We start from the raw sequence: 19,351 nt of genomic DNA, 5'->3' as shown, positions 1-19,351 counted from the left end.
GCACCAACGTCATTGCGCCAACTGGTAGAGAGTCTCGCCGTCCTTGACCATGCCCAACTCATGACGGGCGCGCTCCTCGACAGTCTCCAGGCCTTTTTTCAGCTCCAGTACTTCGGCGTCGAGCACTCGGTTGCGCTCCAGCAACACGTCGTTTTCAGCATGCTGATCGGCGATTTGTTGAGTCAAGCTGGCCACCTGCGCCAAGCTACCGTTACCGACCCACAGACGGTATTGCAAGCCAGCGAGCAGCAAGAGCAGAACGAGGAACAACCAGTTAGGACTGCGCATTGGAAATATCAGTTACCCGGTGGAGAAAGACAGCAGAGCCGACCATTTGAAGCGAACTTGAGCCCGGGGTTTACCGGACTCAGGGTTCAGAACGTCAGGAAAAATCGTTTATAGCGAATTTTCCTACAGCGCCTGCTGCCTTTTTACCATCTCCGACTCAGCCGCGAAACTCACCGCGACCATTGTATTTCGCCTTGCTGCCCAATTGCTCTTCAATACGCAGCAGTTGGTTGTACTTGGCCATACGGTCGGAACGGCTCAAAGAACCGGTTTTGATCTGACCAGCGGCGGTACCCACGGCCAGATCGGCAATGGTGGAGTCTTCGGTTTCACCCGAACGGTGCGAAATGACTGCGGTATAGCCCGCGGCCTTGGCCATCTGGATAGCTTCCAGGGTTTCGGTCAGGGTACCGATCTGGTTGAACTTGATCAGGATCGAGTTAGCGATCTTCTTGTCGATACCTTCTTTCAGGATCTTGGTATTGGTCACGAACAGGTCATCGCCGACCAGTTGGATCTTGTCGCCGATCTTGTCGGTGAGAACTTTCCAGCCGGCCCAGTCGGACTCGTCCAGACCGTCTTCGATGGAGATGATCGGGTGCTTACTGACCAGTTCAGCCAGGTAGTCGGCGAAACCAGCAGAGTCGTACTCGCCTTCTTCGCTCAGCGTGTACTTGCCGTTCTTGTAGAACTCGCTAGCCGCACAGTCCAGGGCCAGGGTCACGTCTGTGCCCAGCTTGTAACCGGCATTGGCGACCGCTTCGGCAATCGCGTCCAGTGCGTCTGCGTTTGAATTGAGGTTCGGTGCGAAACCGCCTTCGTCACCCACAGCAGTGTTCAAGCCACGGGCTTTGAGCACAGCCTTAAGGTGATGGAAGATTTCAGTGCCCCAGCGCAGACCTTCAGAGAACGTTTTAGCGCCCACCGGCTGAATCATGAATTCCTGAATATCGATGTTGTTATCGGCATGCTCGCCACCGTTGATGATGTTCATCATCGGGACCGGCATCGAGTACACACCCGGAGTGCCATTCAGGTTAGCGATGTGCGCGTACAGCGGCAGATCCTGATCCTGAGCAGCCGCTTTGGCAGCAGCCAGAGACACAGCGAGGATTGCATTGGCGCCCAGGCTGGCTTTGTTTTCGGTGCCATCGAGCTTGATCATTGCCTGATCCAGCGCTTTTTGGTCGACCGGGTCTGTACCCAGCAGCAAGTCGCGAATCGGGCCATTGATGTTGGCCACAGCTTTGAGCACGCCTTTGCCCAGATAACGGCTCTTGTCGCCATCACGCAGCTCAAGTGCTTCACGCGAGCCGGTGGAAGCACCGGACGGCGCGCATGCACTGCCGATGATGCCGTTGTCGAGGAGCACATCTGCTTCCACGGTGGGATTGCCACGGGAGTCGAGAACTTCACGACCTTTGATGTCGACGATTCTTGCCATTGTTGTAAACACTCCAAGATTGACGAAAACGACGCAGCTGGAAAAACGACCTGGTATCTCAAGGCTCCGGGAAAGCGGGCAGGCCTTGAAACGACAAAATTCCCGACCCATCGGTCGGGAAAAGAACGAGCGCACTTTACCGGAGGGTGCCGTGCCGGAGAAGCATGTCTTACGCGGTTTCGACTGGCGGGAAGCTTTTGATCAGCTCATCCAGCGCCTTGAGCTGGGTCAGGAACGGCTCCAGCTTGTTCAGACGCAACGCGCAAGGACCGTCGCACTTGGCGTTGTCCGGATCGGGATGCGCCTCAAGGAACAGGCCCGCCAACCCCTGGCTCATGCCGGCCTTGGCCAGATCGGTAACCTGGGCTCGACGACCACCCGCCGAGTCGGAGCGACCGCCCGGCATTTGCAATGCATGGGTCACGTCAAAGAACACCGGGTATTCGAACGACTTCATGATGCCAAAGCCGAGCATGTCCACAACCAGGTTGTTGTAGCCGAAGCTGGAACCGCGCTCGCACAGAATCAGCTGATCATTACCTGCCTCTTCGCACTTGCTCAGGATGTGCTTCATTTCCTGGGGCGCGAGAAACTGGGCTTTCTTGATGTTGATCACTGCGCCAGTCTTGGCCATGGCGACCACAAGGTCAGTCTGACGCGACAAAAAGGCTGGCAACTGAATGATGTCGCAGACTTCAGCCACGGCAGCGGCCTGATACGGTTCATGCACATCGGTGATCACCGGCACATTAAAAGTGCTTTTGATCTCTTCGAAAATGCGCATGCCTGCTTCCAGGCCAGGACCGCGATAAGAGTTCACCGAAGACCGATTGGCCTTGTCAAAGCTCGCCTTGAACACGTATGGGATGCCAAGCTTCTCGGTAACCCGCACGTACTCTTCACAGACCTGCATGGCCATATCACGTGATTCCAGAACATTCATGCCACCGAACAAGACCATTGGTTTGTCGTTGGCAATGTCGATGGAACCGACGCGGATGGTTTTCTGTGCCATGTAATAAGTTCCCTATCAGGCCGTTTTCTGGTGTTGAACAAGCGCTGCCTTGACGAAACCGCTGAATAGCGGATGACCGTCGCGTGGCGTCGAGGTGAACTCGGGGTGGAACTGGCAAGCGACGAACCATGGATGATCCGGCGCTTCAACCACCTCAACCAACGCACCATCACCAGAACGGCCGGAAATCTTCAGGCCAGCGTCGATCAACTGAGGCAACAGGTTGTTGTTCACCTCATAACGATGACGGTGACGCTCGACAATCACGTCCTTGGCGTAGCAGTCATGCACCAGCGAACCGATTTCAAGTTGGCACTCCTGTGCGCCCAAACGCATGGTGCCGCCCAGATCGGAGGTTTCGGTACGGGTTTCGACCGCGCCGGTGGCATCTTCCCACTCGGTGATCAGGCCAACGACCGGGTGCGGACTGCTGCGATCGAACTCGGTGGAGTTAGCATCTTTCCAGCCCAGCACGTTGCGGGCGAATTCGATGACCGCCACTTGCATGCCCAGGCAAATCCCCAGATACGGCACTTTGTTTTCGCGAGCAAACTGAACCGCGGTGATCTTGCCTTCCACGCCGCGCAGACCGAAGCCACCGGGTACCAGAATCGCATCCACGCCTTCAAGCAGGCCGGTACCCTGGTTCTCGATGTCTTCGGAGTCGATATAGCGCAAATTGACTTTGGTGCGGTTGGTGATGCCAGCGTGACTCATCGCTTCGATCAGCGATTTGTAGGCGTCCAGCAGCTCCATGTACTTACCGACCATGGCGATGGTGACTTCATGCTCAGGATTGAGCTTGGCGTCGACCACAGCTTCCCATTCGGACAGATCGGCACTGGAGCATTCCAACCCGAAGCGCTCGACGACGAAGTCATCCAACCCTTGCGAATGCAGGATGCCCGGGATCTTGTAGATGGTGTCGGCGTCTTCGAGCGCAATGACCGCACGCTCTTCGACGTTGGTGAACTGAGCGATCTTGCGACGTGACGAGATGTCGATTGGGTGATCGGAACGGCAGACCAGTACGTCAGGCTGCAAGCCGATGGAGCGCAATTCCTTGACCGAGTGCTGAGTCGGTTTGGTCTTGGTTTCGCCAGCGGTAGCAATATAGGGCACCAGTGTCAGGTGCATCAGCATTGCGCGGCGGGCGCCGACTTCAAAGCGCAGTTGGCGGATCGCTTCAAGGAACGGTTGTGACTCGATATCACCCACGGTGCCGCCGATTTCGACCAGTGCGACATCGGCGTCACCCGCGCCCTTGATGATGCGGCGCTTGATTTCGTCGGTGATGTGCGGAATGACCTGAATGGTCGCGCCCAGATAATCACCACGGCGCTCCTTGCGCAGGACGTGTTCGTACACACGGCCCGTGGTGAAGTTGTTGTTCTGGGTCATGGTGGTGCGAATGAAGCGCTCGTAGTGACCCAGGTCCAGGTCGGTTTCGGCGCCGTCATGGGTAACGAACACTTCACCGTGCTGGAATGGGCTCATGGTGCCCGGATCGACGTTAATGTACGGATCCAGTTTAAGCATGGTGACCTTAAGTCCCCTCGCCTCCAGGATGGCCGCCAATGAAGCCGAGGCGATGCCTTTCCCCAATGAAGAAACAACACCGCCCGTGACGAAGATGTAGCGCGTCATGAAAAACCCTAGAAGTCTGCGTTAAAGCGGTCAGAGCCGCCGGGGAAAGCGAAGGAAGGCCGAAGCCCCCGATGACCTGCATATCTCACAGTGCGCTTCCGAAATTGTTGCGCCGGGACCATTGACCCAAAAAGGTCTGTCCATGGCTCGCCACATTTTGAGAATCGCCCAGTAAAGACTGGCTGGTAACCGGCAACTTTCGTCGATCCAAAAGCATCGACAGAAGTTGTATCAAGAAGGGAGCGTAGTCTACCGGAAACGGCCTTTCAGCTCAAACTTTGGTCATTCGTCGGTGGTTTCCAATGCAATCGCCAGTCGCCACGGGGGTCAGAGTCCAACCCAGGCAGGTTAGCGACGGCCAATAAGGTCTCTCCCTGGTACAGCAGCGGCAGTCGGCCACGCAAAAACACAGGTACACCGCGCTCATTAAGTAGCCTTTTGAGATCACGGCGCCCACGCTCGGGTAGATTCATCACCTCCCCCCCTTGCCGATAGTGCATGTGCAAGCCGCCTTTAGGGGCCCGGCCGACAAACTCCAGTTGCCCATTGCTCGGCAAGACCAACGGATCCTCAGGGATCGACCAGGCGTGGGAACCGCTGACATTGCGCATCCAGACACCTGCCAGCCACCATATCCGGCCCTCTGCACGATGTAGCTGTCCATCGGCCAGACGCCAGATCGGCCGTCCGTCGGGCCCTGCGTCTCGCAGGCTGTCCCAGCCCGCCCAATGATCGCTGTCGGGCAGGCGCGTTCGCGATCCGAGCCAATGCCGCAGTGCGTTGCGTTGCCGCGCCGGGGACAGCGCCTCAAGTGGCGCGAGTTCCAATGAAGGAATGTTCAGCCAGTCGAAGGGCGATGCCGTGGCCGCCTGAGCCAGATCTTGCTCAGCCATTTCGGTCAACAAGGTTTGCGCTTCAGCCAAATGACTGGCGGTGCGCGCCATACTGGCGACCGCTTGCGGCCAGCGCGAGACTAATAACGGCATGACCCGATGGCGCAAATAATTGCGCGAGAAACGGCCATTTTCATTGCTCGGGTCCTCCACCCAGCTCAACCCCTGCTGGCGCGCGTACGCCTCAAGCCGCTCACGCGACTCATCCAGCAAGGGCCGCAGTAATCGGCCCAGACCAAGCTCGCGCTCAAAGGGCATCGCCGCCAGCCCGCGAACACCCGCGCCACGCAAAAGACGAAACAGCAAGGTTTCGGCCTGATCATCCCGGTGCTGCGCCGTCAACAAGACCTCATCCTCTAACAGCACCTCGCTGAACGCCGCGTAACGCGCTTCACGGGCGGCTTGTTCAAGACTTGGCCCGGACTGGACCTGGACCGAAACGACCTGCAACGGAACATCCAGAATCTGACACACGCGGCGGCAATGCGCCGGCCAGTTCTGGGCCGCAACTTGAAGACCGTGATGGATATGCAGGGCGTACAGGGGCGGAAGAGACTCGTGCTGGGAGAGATCGGCGAGCAAATGCAGAAGGACAGTGGAGTCGAGACCGCCCGAAAAAGCAATTCGCCAACCGCTTGCCTCACGCCAAGGGGAAAGGCGCGAGAGCAAACGGGCACAAAGTTCTTTTTTGATGGAGTCCGGCTTGCTCATGCTGAAAAGACCCTGCGTAACGCTGGCCGGACGATAGAAGACAATGACGCTGGATTAAATGCCGTAGCTCATCAAACGATCATAGCGGCGAGCCAGCAGCTCGGTGGTATTAAAACCTTTGAGCATCGCAAGCTGACTGCTCAGTTCTTCACGGATCGAAGCCGCAGCACGCGCAGGATCACGGTGCGCGCCACCGAGTGGCTCACCGATGACTTTATCGACAATACCCAAGCCTTTCAGGCGATCAGCCGTGATACCCATGGCTTCGGCAGCCTCCGGTGCTTTTTCGGCAGTTTTCCACAAAATGGAAGCACAGCCTTCCGGCGAGATCACCGCGTAGGTGGAGTACTGCAGCATATTCAACTGATCGCATACGCCAATAGCCAACGCGCCACCCGAACCACCTTCACCAATGACGGTCGCGATGATCGGGGTTTTCAAACGGGCCATCACGCGCAGGTTCCAGGCGATTGCCTCACTCTGGTTGCGCTCTTCAGCGTCGATACCTGGGTAGGCCCCTGGCGTGTCGATAAAGGTCAGGATCGGCATTTTGAAGCGCTCGGCCATTTCCATCAAACGGCAAGCCTTGCGGTAGCCTTCAGGACGCGGCATGCCAAAGTTGCGACGAACCTTTTCGCGTACTTCGCGGCCCTTCTGGTGACCGATGACCATCACCGGCTGACCGTCCAGACGGGCTATACCGCCAACAATCGCTGCGTCGTCGGAGAAGTGCCGATCACCGTGCAGTTCATCGAACTCGGTGAAGATATGCCCGATGTAGTCCAGGGTGTATGGGCGACGCGGATGACGCGCCATGCGCGCGATCTGCCAACTGGTCAGGTTGCCGAAAATGCTTTCGGTGAGCGTATTGCTCTTCTCTTGCAGTCGAGAGATTTCGTCGCCAATGTTCAGCGAGTTGTCATTACCAACCAGACGCAGCTCTTCGATTTTGGCTTGCAGGTCAGCGATCGGCTGTTCGAAATCCAGAAAATTCGGGTTCATAGGCATCCGTCTTGGGTCGACGGCCAAGCGGCCGGCCGGTTGTTCCGTAAGCGCCATACCATAAGGGAGATGACGCATTCAGGTCGAGATTAAAAATTCAGGGCTGAGAATAGAGGCTGGATGCAACCTGCCTTGGCGGCAAGCTGTCGTACCAACCTCTATGCGTTCAACGATACTGCAGGAAGACGTTCTCTCGTCCGAACTGGTCACGCAGTGCTTGAATCAAGCTATCTGCGGGATCGATTCGCCACGCTTCGCCAAACTGCAATAACGCCTTGGCATCCAGCCCGGTGTAATCGAGTGTAATCGGGCATGCACCGCGATGCTTCTTGCACAATTCACCCAGCCAGCGCAACCGATCGCCTTTGAGCGCGTCGCTATGCACTGAAAGGCGCAAGCTTTCGGCCAATCCGGTGCGAGCCTCTTCCAGACTCATCACCCGCTTGGCTCGCAAGCGCAGGCCACCCGAGAAGTCGTCCGAGCTGACCTCCCCTTCCACCACCACCATCGCGTCGGTTTGCAACAACGACTGCGCCGAGTGAAACGCTTCAGCGAACAGCGACGCCTCGATACGTCCGGAGCGGTCATCAAGGGTGATGAAGCCCATTTTGTCGCCCTTTTTGTTCTTCATGACCCGCAGGTTGATGATCAAGCCGGCAACGGTCTGGGTGTCGCGTGCGGGTTTCAGATCGACGATGCGCTGACGAGCAAACCGCCTGATCTCGCCTTCGTATTCATCAATTGGGTGACCCGTCAGATAAAGCCCCAGCGTTTCTTTCTCACCACGAAGCCGCTCTTTAAGAGTGACCTCCTTGGCGTTGCGGTGGTTCGCATAGACATCGGCGTCAGCTTCAACGAACAGACCGCCAAACAAGTCGGCGTGGCCGCTGTCGTGGCTGCGCGCAGTTTGCTCAGCGGCTTGAATCGCTTCTTCCAACGCGGTCAGCAATACCGCACGGTTGCGGTCGATGTTGGCCTGATACGGCTTGGGTTCATCGTAGAAATACGGCCCCAGACGGTCCAGCGCACCGCTGCGAATCAATCCGTCGAGGGTGCGTTTGTTGACGCGTTTAAGGTCAACCCGTGCGCAGAAGTCAAACAGGTCCGAAAAAGGCCCGGCCATCCGCGCTTCAGTAATGGCCTCGACCGGCCCCTCGCCCACGCCTTTAATCGCACCCAGGCCATAAACGATGCGGCCTTCGTCATTCACCGTGAACTTGAATTCGGAGGTGTTCACGTCCGGCGCATCGAGACGCAGCTTCATCGTGCGCACTTCTTCGATCAAGGTCACGACCTTGTCGGTGTTGTGCATATCTGCCGACAACACTGCGGCCATGAACGGCGCGGGGTAATGCTTTTTCAGCCAGGCGGTCTGATACGACACCAATCCATAAGCAGCCGAGTGAGACTTGTTAAAGCCGTAACCGGCGAACTTTTCCACCAGATCGAAAATGTTACCTGCCAGGTCAGGGTCAATATTGTTGGTCTTGCAACCATCAATAAAGCCGCCACGCTGCTTGGCCATTTCCTCGGGTTTCTTTTTACCCATCGCGCGACGCAGCATGTCCGCACCACCGAGGGTATAACCCGCCATCACCTGTGCGATCTGCATCACCTGTTCCTGATACAGAATGATGCCGTAGGTCGGCGCGAGAACCGGTTTCAGGCCCTCGTATTGATAATCGACGTGAGGGTACGACAGCTCGGCGCGCCCGTGCTTACGATTGATGAAGTCATCCACCATGCCAGATTGCAGCGGCCCCGGACGAAACAACGCTACCAGTGCGATCAAGTCTTCCAGGCAGTCGGGCTTGAGCTTTTTGATCAGCTCTTTCATGCCGCGCGATTCAAGCTGGAACACGGCCGTGGTCTCGGCTTTTTGCAGCAGTTCGTAAGTCGGCGCGTCGTCCAGTGGAATGAAAGCGATGTCCAGCGGCGGCTCGTTGACCTTGGCGCGGTCGCGGTTAATGGTCTTAAGCGCCCAATCGATGATGGTCAACGTACGCAGACCAAGGAAGTCGAACTTCACCAAGCCAGCGGCTTCGACGTCATCCTTGTCGAACTGGGTAACCAGCCCACCGCCCTCTTCGTCGCAATAAATCGCCGAAAAGTCCGTCAGTTTGGTCGGCGCGATCACCACGCCACCGGCGTGCTTGCCGACGTTACGTACAACGCCCTCGAGCTTGCGCGCCATCTCCCAGATTTCCGCCGCTTCCTCGTCAACCTTGAGGAAGTCACGGAGGATTTCTTCCTGCTCGTAGGCTTTTTCCAGGGTCATGCCGACTTCGAACGGGATCATCTTGGACAAACGATCCGCCAGGCCGTAGGACTTGCCCTGCACCCGCGCCACGTCACGCACCACAGCCTTTGCCGCCATGGAACCAAAGGTGATGATCTGGCTTACTGCGTTGCGACCGTATTTTTCGGCCACGTAATCGATTACCCGATCACGACCGTCCATGCAAAAGTCGACGTCAAAGTCGGGCATGGAAACCCGCTCGGGGTTCAGGAAGCGTTCGAACAGCAGGTCGTATTGCAGCGGATCAAGGTCGGTGATCTTTTGCACATAGGCCACCAGAGATCCAGCACCTGACCCCCGGCCAGGCCCAACCGGGACGCCGTTGCTCTTGGCCCATTGGATAAAGTCCATCACGATCAGGAAGTAACCGGGGAAACCCATCTGAATGATGATATCCAGCTCGAAATTCAACCGGTCGATGTAAACCTGACGCTTGTCTTCATAGTTGGGAGTGGTCTCTCTGGGCCACAGCACCGCAAGACGCTCCTCAAGGCCCTCAAAGGAGACCTTGCGGAAATACTCATCAATGGTCATGCCATCGGGGATCGGGAAGTTGGGCAGAAAGTGCGTGCCCAGCTTTACATCGATGTTGCAGCGCTTGGCAATTTCGACGGTATTTTCAATCGCATCCGGCAGATCACTGAACAGCTCGGCCATTTGCGCGGCGCTTTTCAGGTACTGCTGATCGCTGTAGTTGTGCGACCGACGCGGATCGTCGAGGGCGCGGCCCTCGCCAATACACACGCGGGTTTCGTGGGCTTCGAAGTCTTCCTGCTTGATGAAGCGCACATCGTTGGTCGCCACCAGTGGCGCACCATGGCGCTCGGCCAGGGCCACAGCGGCGTGCAAATGCTCTTCATCGTTGATGCGGTTGGTGCGCTGTACTTCAATGTAAAAACGGTCCGGGAAAACGCTCATCCACTCTTTGAGCAGTTGATCGGCTTCGCCCGGATTGCCACCGAGCAATGCCATGCCAATCTCGCCTTCTTTGGCCGCAGACAGGGCGATCAGGCCCTCATTGGCCTCGGCTACCCACTCACGCTCGATAATCACCATGCCATTACGCTGACCGTCGATGAAACCTCGAGAAATCAACTCAGTGAGATTGCGATAGCCTTTGGGATTCATCACCAGCAGGCTGATACGGCTGAGCGGCGCATCCTTGTCTCTGCCCGCCAGCCACAGGTCGGCGCCGCAAATAGGCTTTATGCCGGCGCCCATCGCGGCCTTGTAGAACTTAACCAGCGAGCACATGTTGTTCTGATCGGTCACCGCCACCGCAGGCATGCTCATACCAGCCAAGGCCTTGACCAACGGCTTGACCCGGACCAGGCCATCAACAAGGGAGTATTCGGTGTGCAGGCGCAGATGAACGAAAGAAGCCGGCATGGGTGATCCTATAAAGCACAGAAAACGAAGGCCGGATTGTAACGGCCTCTTATGAAAACATCAGCACGCGATCAATTGAACGGTAGCGGCGTGAAGGACGTGGCGATCATCAGATCACGCGCTTCATAGGCCGCACGCACCGGGGCAAACGAACGCCGGTGAATCGGCGTTGGACCCAATCGAGCCAGGGCTTCAAGGTGAAATGGGGTAGGGTAACCTTTGTGTCCGCCAATCCCGTAGCCGGGGTAAATCAGCTCCATGGCCGCCATTTCACGGTCTCGGCTTACTTTTGCCAGGATCGACGCCGCAGCAATAGCCGGGACCAGTGCATCACCCTGAATCACCGGGGCGCTGGGCACCGACAATTGTGGGCAACGATTGCCGTCGATCAGCGCCAGTTTCGGCGTAATCAGCAAACCTTCCACAGCACGCTTCATCGCCAGCATCGTGGCATGGAGAATATTGAGTTCATCGATTTCTTCGACTTCGGCGCGACCAATATGCCAACACAGTGCTTTCTCGCAGATCTCATCGAACAACTTTTCGCGCTTGGCTTCGGTGAGCTTTTTCGAATCATTGAGCCCCAGAATGGGACGCTCCGGGTCAAGAATCACCGCAGCGGTCACGACGGCACCACACAGCGGTCCACGGCCCACTTCATCGACACCCGCGACCAGCGCCTCAACCAAATTGAAATCCAAACCCATTTGCATTGTTTGCGCACTCATCATGAAGGCGAATGCCCAATCAGACTCAACACCGCATCGGCGGCCTGATTGGAAGCATCGCGACGCAAGGTCCGGTGAATCTCGTCGAAACCAGCCGTCTGCGCTGCGCCGTTGTCCAGTAACGGCAGCAACGTCTGTGCCAGCGAGTCGGCGGTCGCCGCATCCTGCAACAGCTCAGGCACCAGCAAACGCTGCGCCAGCAGATTGGGCAGGGATATGTACGGACTTTTCACCAGACGCTTGAGTATCCAAAAGGTCAGCGGCGCCAGGCGATAGGCAACCACCATCGGTCGTTTATACAGCAGCGCTTCCAGCGTCGCGGTGCCTGACGCGATCAGCACCGCGTCACAGGCGGCCAACGCCAGGTGCGACTGACCATCAAGCAGTGTCAGCGGCAGGTCGCGCCCGTGAAGCAATTGTTCGATCTGCGCCCGCCGCTGCGAACTGGCGCAAGGAAGTACAAAACGTATGCCGGGACGCGCCGCCAGCAGTCGCTCGGCCGCATCGAAGAACAGCGCGCCCAACCGCCCGACTTCGCTGCCGCGGCTGCCGGGCATGAGCGCCACCACCGGACCGTCGCCGAAACCCAACTCAGTGCGCGCGGCGTAACGATCAGCTTGCAGTGGGATAGTGTCCGCCAGCGGATGGCCAACAAATCGCACCGGCACGCCTTTCTCTTCGTAGAACCGCGCCTCAAAAGGCAGCAGCGTCAGCATCAAATCGCAGCCTTCACGGATTTTCAAGACTCGCTTCTGTCGCCACGCCCACACCGACGGGCTGACGTAATGCACGGTCTTGATACCGGCCTGATGCAATTTGAGTTCGATATTGAGGGTGAAATCCGGCGCATCGATACCGATAAAGACATCTGGTTTCTCACCGATGAGCGTTTGAATCAGCGCTTTGCGACGGGCCAACAGCTCTTGCAGGCGACCCAGCACCTCCACCAGCCCCATGACCGACAAGCGCTCCATCGGGAAGTAGGAGATCAACCCTTCAGCTTCCATGAGCGGACCGCCAACGCCGATGAACTGGGCCTCTGGATGACGAGTTTTAATGGCGCGCATCAACCCCGAGCCCAGAATGTCACCGGAGGCTTCACCGGCAACCAGCGCGATACGCAAGGTAGCCATGGTTAACGTGTGATGCCGCGGGTCGAAGTCTGGATGGACTCAAGGAACAAAGCCACTTCAGGGAATTGTGCTGAGGCTTCGGCCAACTCAGCGACAGCCTGATCAACCGTCAGCCCTTTGCGGTATACAACCTTGTAGGCGTTGCGCAATGCATGGATCGTGTCTTCGCTGAAACCACGACGGCGCATGCCTTCGAAGTTCATGCTGCGCGCTTGGGCAGGGTTGCCAAACACGGTGACGAATGCCGGGACATCCTTGCCAATGGCGGTCCCCATGCCAGAAAAACTATGGGCGCCGATATGACAATACTGATGCACCAGGGTGAAGCCTGAGAGTATCGCCCAGTCGTCAACATGCACATGGCCGGCCAACGCCGTGTTGTTCACCAGGATGCAGTTATTACCGATGACGCTGTCATGGCCGATGTGAGCATAGGCCATGACCAGGTTGTGATCACCCAGGGTGGTTTCCGAGCGGTCCTGAATCGTACCGCGATGAATCGTCACACCCTCACGAATCACGTTGTGATCGCCGATGACCAGGCGGGTAGCCTCACCCTTGTACTTCAGGTCAGGCGTGTCCTCACCCACCGACGAAAACTGGTAGATGTGGTTGTGCTTACCGATTTTGGTCGGTCCCCGGAGGATCACATGTGGACCAATCACGGTACCCTCGCCAATTTCCACACCGGCCCCGACGATCGACCAAGGGCCGACCTCCACATTGTCGGCCAGAATGGCCGTCGGATCGATGATTGCGCGAGGGTCAATCAAACTCATAGTTTACGTTCCGCACAGATAATTTCTGCGGAGCATACAGGCTTGCCATCAACCGACGCCTGGCACTCGAACTTCCAGATCTGACGCTTGCAGCTGATGAACTTCGCTTCAAGGATCAGTTGATCGCCTGGCAGCACAGGCTGACGGAAACGCAGCTTGTCAGAGCCCACGAAATAATAAAGAGTGCCGTCGGCAGGTTTTACGTCAAGCATTTTGAAACCCAGGATGCCCGCAGCCTGAGCCATGGCCTCAATGATCAGCACGCCCGGCATGATTGGATGCTGTGGGAAGTGACCGTTGAAAAAGGGCTCATTGATGCTGACATTCTTATAGGCACGAATGCTTTTACTCTCAACATCCAGATCCACCACTCGATCCACCAACAGGAACGGGTAACGGTGTGGCAGATATTCGCGAATTTCGTTGATGTCCATCATTTCGAGAGCAAGCCTGTAGTAAAGATTGGGAGTGCGCGACGGTTGCGCAGCACGCCTCTAGCAAATCAAGGAGGCAGTTTATCGGCTGTGCACACTTGATAAGAAAAAGGTATCAGCCATCAGATGATGCTTTACCGCCTGAGGTCACTGCCTCGACAATCTTTTCCAGATGCTGAAGGCGTCGCGCCATTTCATCCAGGTGGCGCATCCGCGCGGCACTCTTGCGCCATTCTGCGGCCGGCTGCATCGCAGTACCCGATGAATAGGAGCCAGGCTCGGTAATCGAACGGGTGACCATGGTCATTCCCGTGATGAAAACCCCATCGCAAATCTCGATGTGCCCCACCAGACCGACGCCACCAGCAAGCATGCAATGCTTGCCAATTCTGGCACTGCCGGAAATCCCTACACAGGCGGCCATCGCGGTGTGATCACCCACCTGGACGTTGTGAGCGATCTGGATCTGGTTGTCCAGTTTCACGCCGTTACCGATCCGGGTGTCGTCCATGGCGCCGCGGTCGATAGCGGTATTCACGCCGATCTCCACGTCATCACCAACAGTGACACCGCCAATCTGCGCGATCTTTTGCCAGACACCTTTCTCGTTGGCGAAACCAAAGCCTTCACCCCCAAGTACAGCTCCCGACTGAATGACCACACGCTGCCCGATACGCACATCGTGATAAAGCGTAACTCGAGGGGCAAGCCAGCCGCCCTCACCGATGACGCTGCGCGCGCCGATGAAGCAATGAGCACCAACAGTCACCCCCGCACCAATCCGCGCAGCGCTTTCGATGACAGCAAAGGCACCGATACTGGCGGTAGGATCAATCAGGGCATCATCGGCAACCACGGCAGTCGGGTGGATACCTGCCGAAGCCTTGGGCTTGGGATCGAACAAGTGGGAAATTCGTGCATAAGCCAAATACGGATCGGCAATCAGCAGCGCATCCCCGGCAAAATGTTCGGCGTCTGTCGGCTTAAGCAGCACCGCAGAGGCGTGGGTCGTGGCGAGGAATTTACGATATTGTGGATTGGCCAGAAAGCTGACCTGCCCAGAACCGGCCTCTTGCAAAGTGGCCAGTCCGGTAATTTCCTTGTCCGCAGGACCACGCAGCGTGGCTCCGAGGAACTCGGCCAACTGACCGAGTTTGATGGTCGCGGTCATGAAATTACTTCAGCTGATTCATGCGCTCGATGACTTGGCGAGTGACGTCGTACTGAGGCTTGACGTCAATCACAGCACCGCGCTCGAACACCAGATCAAAAGCACCTTTCTTGATCACTTCTTCCACTGCCTGGTCCAGCTTTGGCTTCAACTGCTTGAGCATTTCGCGGTCAGCAACAGCCTTGGCTTCGTTCAGCTCTTTGGACTGGAACTGGAAATCACGGGCCTTTTGCTTGAATTCAAGCTCAAGACGCTCACGTTCAGGCTGAGCCATCTTGTCGCCACCAGCGACCAAACGGTCCTGAATGCCTTTGGCACTGCTTTCCAGTGTTTTCAGCTTGGCCAGTTGTGGACCAAATTTTTTCTCTGCATCAACGGCGTATTTCTTGGCTGCATCAGATTCCAGCAGCGCCATTTGATAGTTCAGTACCGCTATTTTCATGTCGGCAAATACTGGAGTGGCAATCAAAACCGTTGCCAGCAATGCCAATTGGGTCAACTTACGCACGATGTACTCCTACAGAATCCGTTGTCGTTATCGAAGGGCAGACGATTAGAAGGTCTGACCGAGAGAAAATTGGAAGATCTGGGTTTCGGTGCTGTCGTCCGGCTTCTTGATCGGCATAGCCAGAGCGAAGCTCAACGGGCCCAGCGCAGTGATCCAGGTCACCCCGACACCGACGGAGCTGGCCAGTCCGGAAAGGTCAGGACCGTTGCACTCGACCTTATCGCCATCATTCGTGAACTTGGTCGAACCACAGTTGGTGTTGAAGACGTTACCAACATCCCAGAACAGCGAGGTCCGCAGCGAGCGCTGATCCTTGATGAACGGTAGCGGGAACAGAATTTCCGCCCCCCCCGAAATCAAGACGTTGCCGCCGAACGGCAGTGCATCCTGATCCGGATCCAGCGTCGTTCCAGGCTTGCCGCCAGTGTTTCCCTCACCCTTACTAGGCGTGCTGCGTGGACCCAGGGTGCTGTCTTTGAAACCGCGCACGGAGTTGAAGCCACCTGCGTAATAGTTCTCATAGAACGGCAGGCCGGAGGTCGAACCGTAGCCGTCACCGTAACCCAGCTCCGAGTGCAAACGCAGGGTGTAGTTGGTGGTGATCGGGTGGAACAACTGGCCGCGATAATCGATTTTGTAGAACGACAGGTCACTGCCCGGCAGGGTGGTTTCCAGTGTCAGGCTCTGGGAAGAACCGCGGGTCGGCAAGGTGCCCTTGTTCAAAGTCGACTCAGACCAGCCGATGGAGCCTTTGAAGTTGGTGAAGTTGTCGCCTTCCTTCTCGATGAAGTCGAAGATTTCGTCGACGGTGTAGCGACCGGTGCTCAGTTCATCGTTCTGCACGGACAGGCCGAAGTTCAGACGCGACGTTTCATTGATCGGGTAGCCCATGTTGATACCGGCACCCAGGCTGTTCACCGAGTAGCTCGCCACGTCGACGTCGAGGTCATCGTAGTCGGTTTTACGGTAGAAGGCGCTGTAACCCAGGCTCACACCGTCCGGCGTAAAGTACGGATCAACATAGCTGAAGTTGTAGCGGGTCTGGTATTCACTGCGGGTCAAACCGATGCTGACCTTGTTACCCGTACCCAGGAAGTTGTTCTGGCTGATCGAGCCACCGAGGATCAGACCGGCGCTCTGCGCGAAACCAACACTGGCGGTGATCGAGCCGGATGCTTGCTCTTCTACGGCATAGTTCACATCGACCTGATCATCGGTGCCTGGCACCGGCGGGGTTTCGACGTTCACTTCCTTGAAGAAGCCCAGACGATCAAGACGGGTTTTGGATTGGTCGATCAGGTAGGTAGATGCCCAGCCGCCTTCCATCTGACGCATTTCACGGCGTAGTACTTCGTCGGCGGTCTTGGTGTTGCCACGGAAGTTGATACGGTTGACATAGGCACGTTTGCCCGGGTCTACCACAAAGGTGATATCGACCGTGTGATCTTCATCATGCGGGGTCGGCACGCCATTGACGTTGGCGAAGGTGTAGCCCTCGTTGCCGAGACGACGAGTAATCAGTTCAGACGTGGTAGTCATGACCTTGCGCGAGAAAACCTGACCCGGCTTGACCAGCAGCAATGATTTGACCTGATCTTCAGGAACCTTAAGGTCACCGCTCAGCTTGACCGACTTGACGCTGTATTTTTCACCTTCATTGATGTTGACGGTGATAAAGACGCTTTTCTTGTCAGGCGTGATGGAAACCTGAGTCGAGGCGATATCCATGTTGATATAGCCGCGATCGAGGTAGTACGAACGCAGACGTTCCAGGTCGCCAGAGAGCTTTTCCCGGGCGTACTTGTCGTCGTTCTTGAAGAAGGAGAGCCAATTGGTGGTTTTCAGCTCGAAAAGATCGATCAGGTCCTCATCAGGGAAAACGTTGTTACCCACCACATTGATGTGCTGAATGGCAGCAACGGCGCCTTCATTGATGTTGATCTTCAGACCCACACGGTTACGCGGCTGAGGTACGACCTCGGTCGCGACTTCGGCGGAATAACGACCCTGCGCAACGTACTGGCGCTGGAGTTCGTTACGTACGCCCTCAAGCGTCGCACGCTGGAAGATTTCGCCTTCGGCCAGGCCTGACTGCTTGAGGCCCTTCATCAGGTCCTCGGTGGTGATTGCCTTGTTGCCGTCGATTTCAATACTCGCAACAGAGGGGCGTTCGACGACAGTGATGACCAGGACGTCGCCGTCGCGGCCCAACTGAATATCCTGGAAGAATCCGGTCTTGAACAGCGCCCGAGTAGCGTCAACCAGACGCGCATCATCCGCCTGCTCACCCACGTTCAGCGGCAACGCACCAAAGACGCTGCCAGCGGACACGCGCTGCAGGCCGTTGACACGGATATCGGAGATAGTGAAGGACTCGGCGTGAACTTCGGCGATCATCAGTACGGCAAGAACCGCAGTTAGCAGCAGACGTTTCATGAAGTCCTTTCTTATTCCAACTGGCAATAAACAAACTGCCGCAAAATGCGGCAGATTCACAATTCGGTGTAGCTTTTACAGTCGTCCCAGATCGTTGACCAGTGCGAGCAACATCACTCCGACCACCAGACTGATACCGATCTGAACCCCCCAGCCCTGTACCTTTTCCGACAAGGGACGACCACGCGCCCACTCGATCAGATAAAACAGCAAATGCCCCCCGTCCAACACTGGAATGGGCAGCAAATTGAGAACTCCCAGGCTTATGCTCAGATAAGCAAGGAAATTCAAGAAGTCACCGACACCTGACTGGGCCGAAGCGCCCGCCACTTTAGCAATGGTTATCGGTCCGCTCAAGTTTTTTACGGACAGCTCGCCGAACAACATTTTCCTGAGCGAATCCAAGGTCAGGACACTCATGGTCCAAGTACGACGCGCACCCTCCGCAACGGCGGCCACGGGACCGTAACTCACCTCGCGAAGCATTTCGGGCGGCCAATCGACACCCTTGACCCCAGCCCCGAGATAACCGGTAGCAGATTTGCCTTCGCCACGTGTCGCCAAGGTCACGGGAACGTCAATTTGCGCACCGTCACGCTCGACACGCAATGAGATTTTGGTCTCAGGACGGACACGAACCCAGTCGACAACTTGTTGCCATTCGTTGAGCGGCTGACCATCAAGCGCCAGCAAGCGATCACCTGTTTTCAATCCAGCGGCCTGTGCGGGCCCTTTTGCGTCGAGTTCAGCGAGAATAGGCGGCAGCGCAGGACGCCATGGACGGATACCGAGCGAGCGAATCGGGTCAGGCTCGTCAGCGCCCTTGAGCCAGTCTCTCAGGGCCAATTGATGCGCAGACTCCGCAGCAGAGTCCTGATCACGCACATGCAGCGCAATCGTGCCGCTTTCACCGAGACGACGGACCAACTGAAGATTGACTGCGGCCCAGCCGGAAGTCGCTTCTCCATCGACCGAGACGATTTCCTGCCCCGACGTCAGACCTGCCTTTTCGGCGAGACTCCCCGCCTCGACCGCGCCGATGACCGGACGCACCTGCTGGCTGCCCAGCATTGCGAGGCCCCAGAAAAACACAATTGCCAACAAAAAGTTGGCAACCGGACCCGCGATGACAATAGCAATGCGCTGATAGACGGACTTGCGATTGAACGATTGATCGGCGAGTTCCGGCGGAACCTCGCCTTCACGCTCATCCAGCATTTTGACGTAGCCACCTAACGGAATAGCGGCAACTACAAACTCTGTACCCTTGCGGTCATGCCAGCGAAGCAGCGGCATACCGAAGCCGACCGAAAACCGCAAAACCTTGACGCCACAACGCCGAGCCACCCAAAAATGGCCAAACTCGTGAAAGGTCACCAGCACGCCCAGAGCTACCAGGGTGCCGACAATCATATATAGCGCGCTCATTGCTGTTCTCCAGGTACCGGTTTATCCACGCGTGCGAGCTGCAATA

15 protein-coding genes are annotated in these 19,351 nt (G+C 56.8%); all 15 read right to left on the bottom strand.

Annotated elements, in window-relative coordinates; all coding sequences use genetic code 11:
- Positions 1 to 9: 9 nt before the first annotated feature.
- The 15 genes from ftsB to rseP all read right to left on the bottom strand — a co-directional run bounded on the left by ftsB (position 10) and on the right by rseP (position 19,305).
- Positions 10 to 288, bottom strand: a complete 279-nt coding sequence (gene ftsB, locus VGC62_RS21390; RefSeq protein ID WP_331189073.1) for a cell division protein FtsB — start codon at positions 286 to 288, stop codon at positions 10 to 12.
- A gap of 157 nt (positions 289 to 445) precedes the next feature.
- Positions 446 to 1,732, bottom strand: coding sequence for a phosphopyruvate hydratase (gene eno, locus VGC62_RS21385; RefSeq protein WP_331189072.1), 1,287 nt, complete (start codon positions 1,730 to 1,732; stop codon positions 446 to 448).
- 169 nt (positions 1,733 to 1,901) lie between these two features.
- The gene (gene kdsA, locus VGC62_RS21380; protein WP_331189071.1) at positions 1,902 to 2,747 is read right to left on the bottom strand and encodes a 3-deoxy-8-phosphooctulonate synthase; all 846 of its coding nucleotides are present in this window, start codon (positions 2,745 to 2,747) and stop codon (positions 1,902 to 1,904) included.
- 15 nt (positions 2,748 to 2,762) lie between these two features.
- Entirely contained in the window at positions 2,763 to 4,394 is a 1,632-nt protein-coding gene (locus VGC62_RS21375) for a CTP synthase (protein WP_331189070.1), read from the bottom strand.
- A 266-nt stretch (positions 4,395 to 4,660) separates the two neighbouring features.
- The gene (gene tilS / locus VGC62_RS21370; RefSeq protein WP_331189069.1) at positions 4,661 to 5,998 is read right to left on the bottom strand and encodes a tRNA lysidine(34) synthetase TilS; all 1,338 of its coding nucleotides are present in this window, start codon (positions 5,996 to 5,998) and stop codon (positions 4,661 to 4,663) included.
- 54 nt (positions 5,999 to 6,052) lie between these two features.
- Positions 6,053 to 7,000 carry an acetyl-CoA carboxylase carboxyl transferase subunit alpha gene (accA, locus tag VGC62_RS21365; protein ID WP_331189068.1) on the bottom strand — a complete coding sequence of 316 codons (948 nt, stop codon included), beginning with the start codon at positions 6,998 to 7,000 and terminating at the stop codon, positions 6,053 to 6,055.
- A gap of 166 nt (positions 7,001 to 7,166) precedes the next feature.
- Positions 7,167 to 10,688, bottom strand: coding sequence for a DNA polymerase III subunit alpha (dnaE, locus tag VGC62_RS21360; RefSeq protein ID WP_331189067.1), 3,522 nt, complete (start codon positions 10,686 to 10,688; stop codon positions 7,167 to 7,169).
- A gap of 71 nt (positions 10,689 to 10,759) precedes the next feature.
- Complete coding sequence (rnhB, locus tag VGC62_RS21355; RefSeq protein ID WP_331189066.1) at positions 10,760 to 11,401, bottom strand: ribonuclease HII; 642 nt, start codon at positions 11,399 to 11,401, stop codon at positions 10,760 to 10,762.
- Between the two features lie 14 nt (positions 11,402 to 11,415).
- On the bottom strand, positions 11,416 to 12,549 hold the full coding sequence (gene lpxB / locus VGC62_RS21350) for a lipid-A-disaccharide synthase (protein WP_331189065.1): 1,134 nt from the start codon (positions 12,547 to 12,549) through the stop codon (positions 11,416 to 11,418).
- 2 nt (positions 12,550 to 12,551) lie between these two features.
- Positions 12,552 to 13,328, bottom strand: coding sequence for an acyl-ACP--UDP-N-acetylglucosamine O-acyltransferase (gene lpxA / locus VGC62_RS21345; RefSeq protein ID WP_331189064.1), 777 nt, complete (start codon positions 13,326 to 13,328; stop codon positions 12,552 to 12,554).
- Positions 13,325 to 13,765 carry a 3-hydroxyacyl-ACP dehydratase FabZ gene (gene fabZ / locus VGC62_RS21340; RefSeq protein WP_331189063.1) on the bottom strand — a complete coding sequence of 147 codons (441 nt, stop codon included), beginning with the start codon at positions 13,763 to 13,765 and terminating at the stop codon, positions 13,325 to 13,327. Before fabZ ends, lpxA begins: the two co-directional genes overlap by 4 nt.
- Positions 13,766 to 13,877: 112 nt before the next feature.
- Entirely contained in the window at positions 13,878 to 14,933 is a 1,056-nt protein-coding gene (lpxD, locus tag VGC62_RS21335; RefSeq protein ID WP_331189062.1) for a UDP-3-O-(3-hydroxymyristoyl)glucosamine N-acyltransferase, read from the bottom strand.
- Between the two features lie 4 nt (positions 14,934 to 14,937).
- Positions 14,938 to 15,441 (bottom strand): OmpH family outer membrane protein, encoded by a 504-nt coding sequence (locus tag VGC62_RS21330; protein WP_331189061.1) that lies wholly within the window; start codon positions 15,439 to 15,441, stop codon positions 14,938 to 14,940.
- A 45-nt stretch (positions 15,442 to 15,486) separates the two neighbouring features.
- Positions 15,487 to 17,877 carry an outer membrane protein assembly factor BamA gene (gene bamA, locus VGC62_RS21325; protein WP_331189060.1) on the bottom strand — a complete coding sequence of 797 codons (2,391 nt, stop codon included), beginning with the start codon at positions 17,875 to 17,877 and terminating at the stop codon, positions 15,487 to 15,489.
- Positions 17,878 to 17,952: 75 nt separating this feature from the next.
- Entirely contained in the window at positions 17,953 to 19,305 is a 1,353-nt protein-coding gene (gene rseP, locus VGC62_RS21320) for a sigma E protease regulator RseP (protein ID WP_331189059.1), read from the bottom strand.
- Positions 19,306 to 19,351: the final 46 nt, after the last annotated feature.

The organism is Pseudomonas sp., from assembly GCF_036404235.1.
Taxonomy (GTDB): Bacteria; Pseudomonadota; Gammaproteobacteria; order Pseudomonadales; family Pseudomonadaceae; genus Aquipseudomonas.
This window is presented reverse-complemented; position numbering and strand designations above follow the sequence as displayed.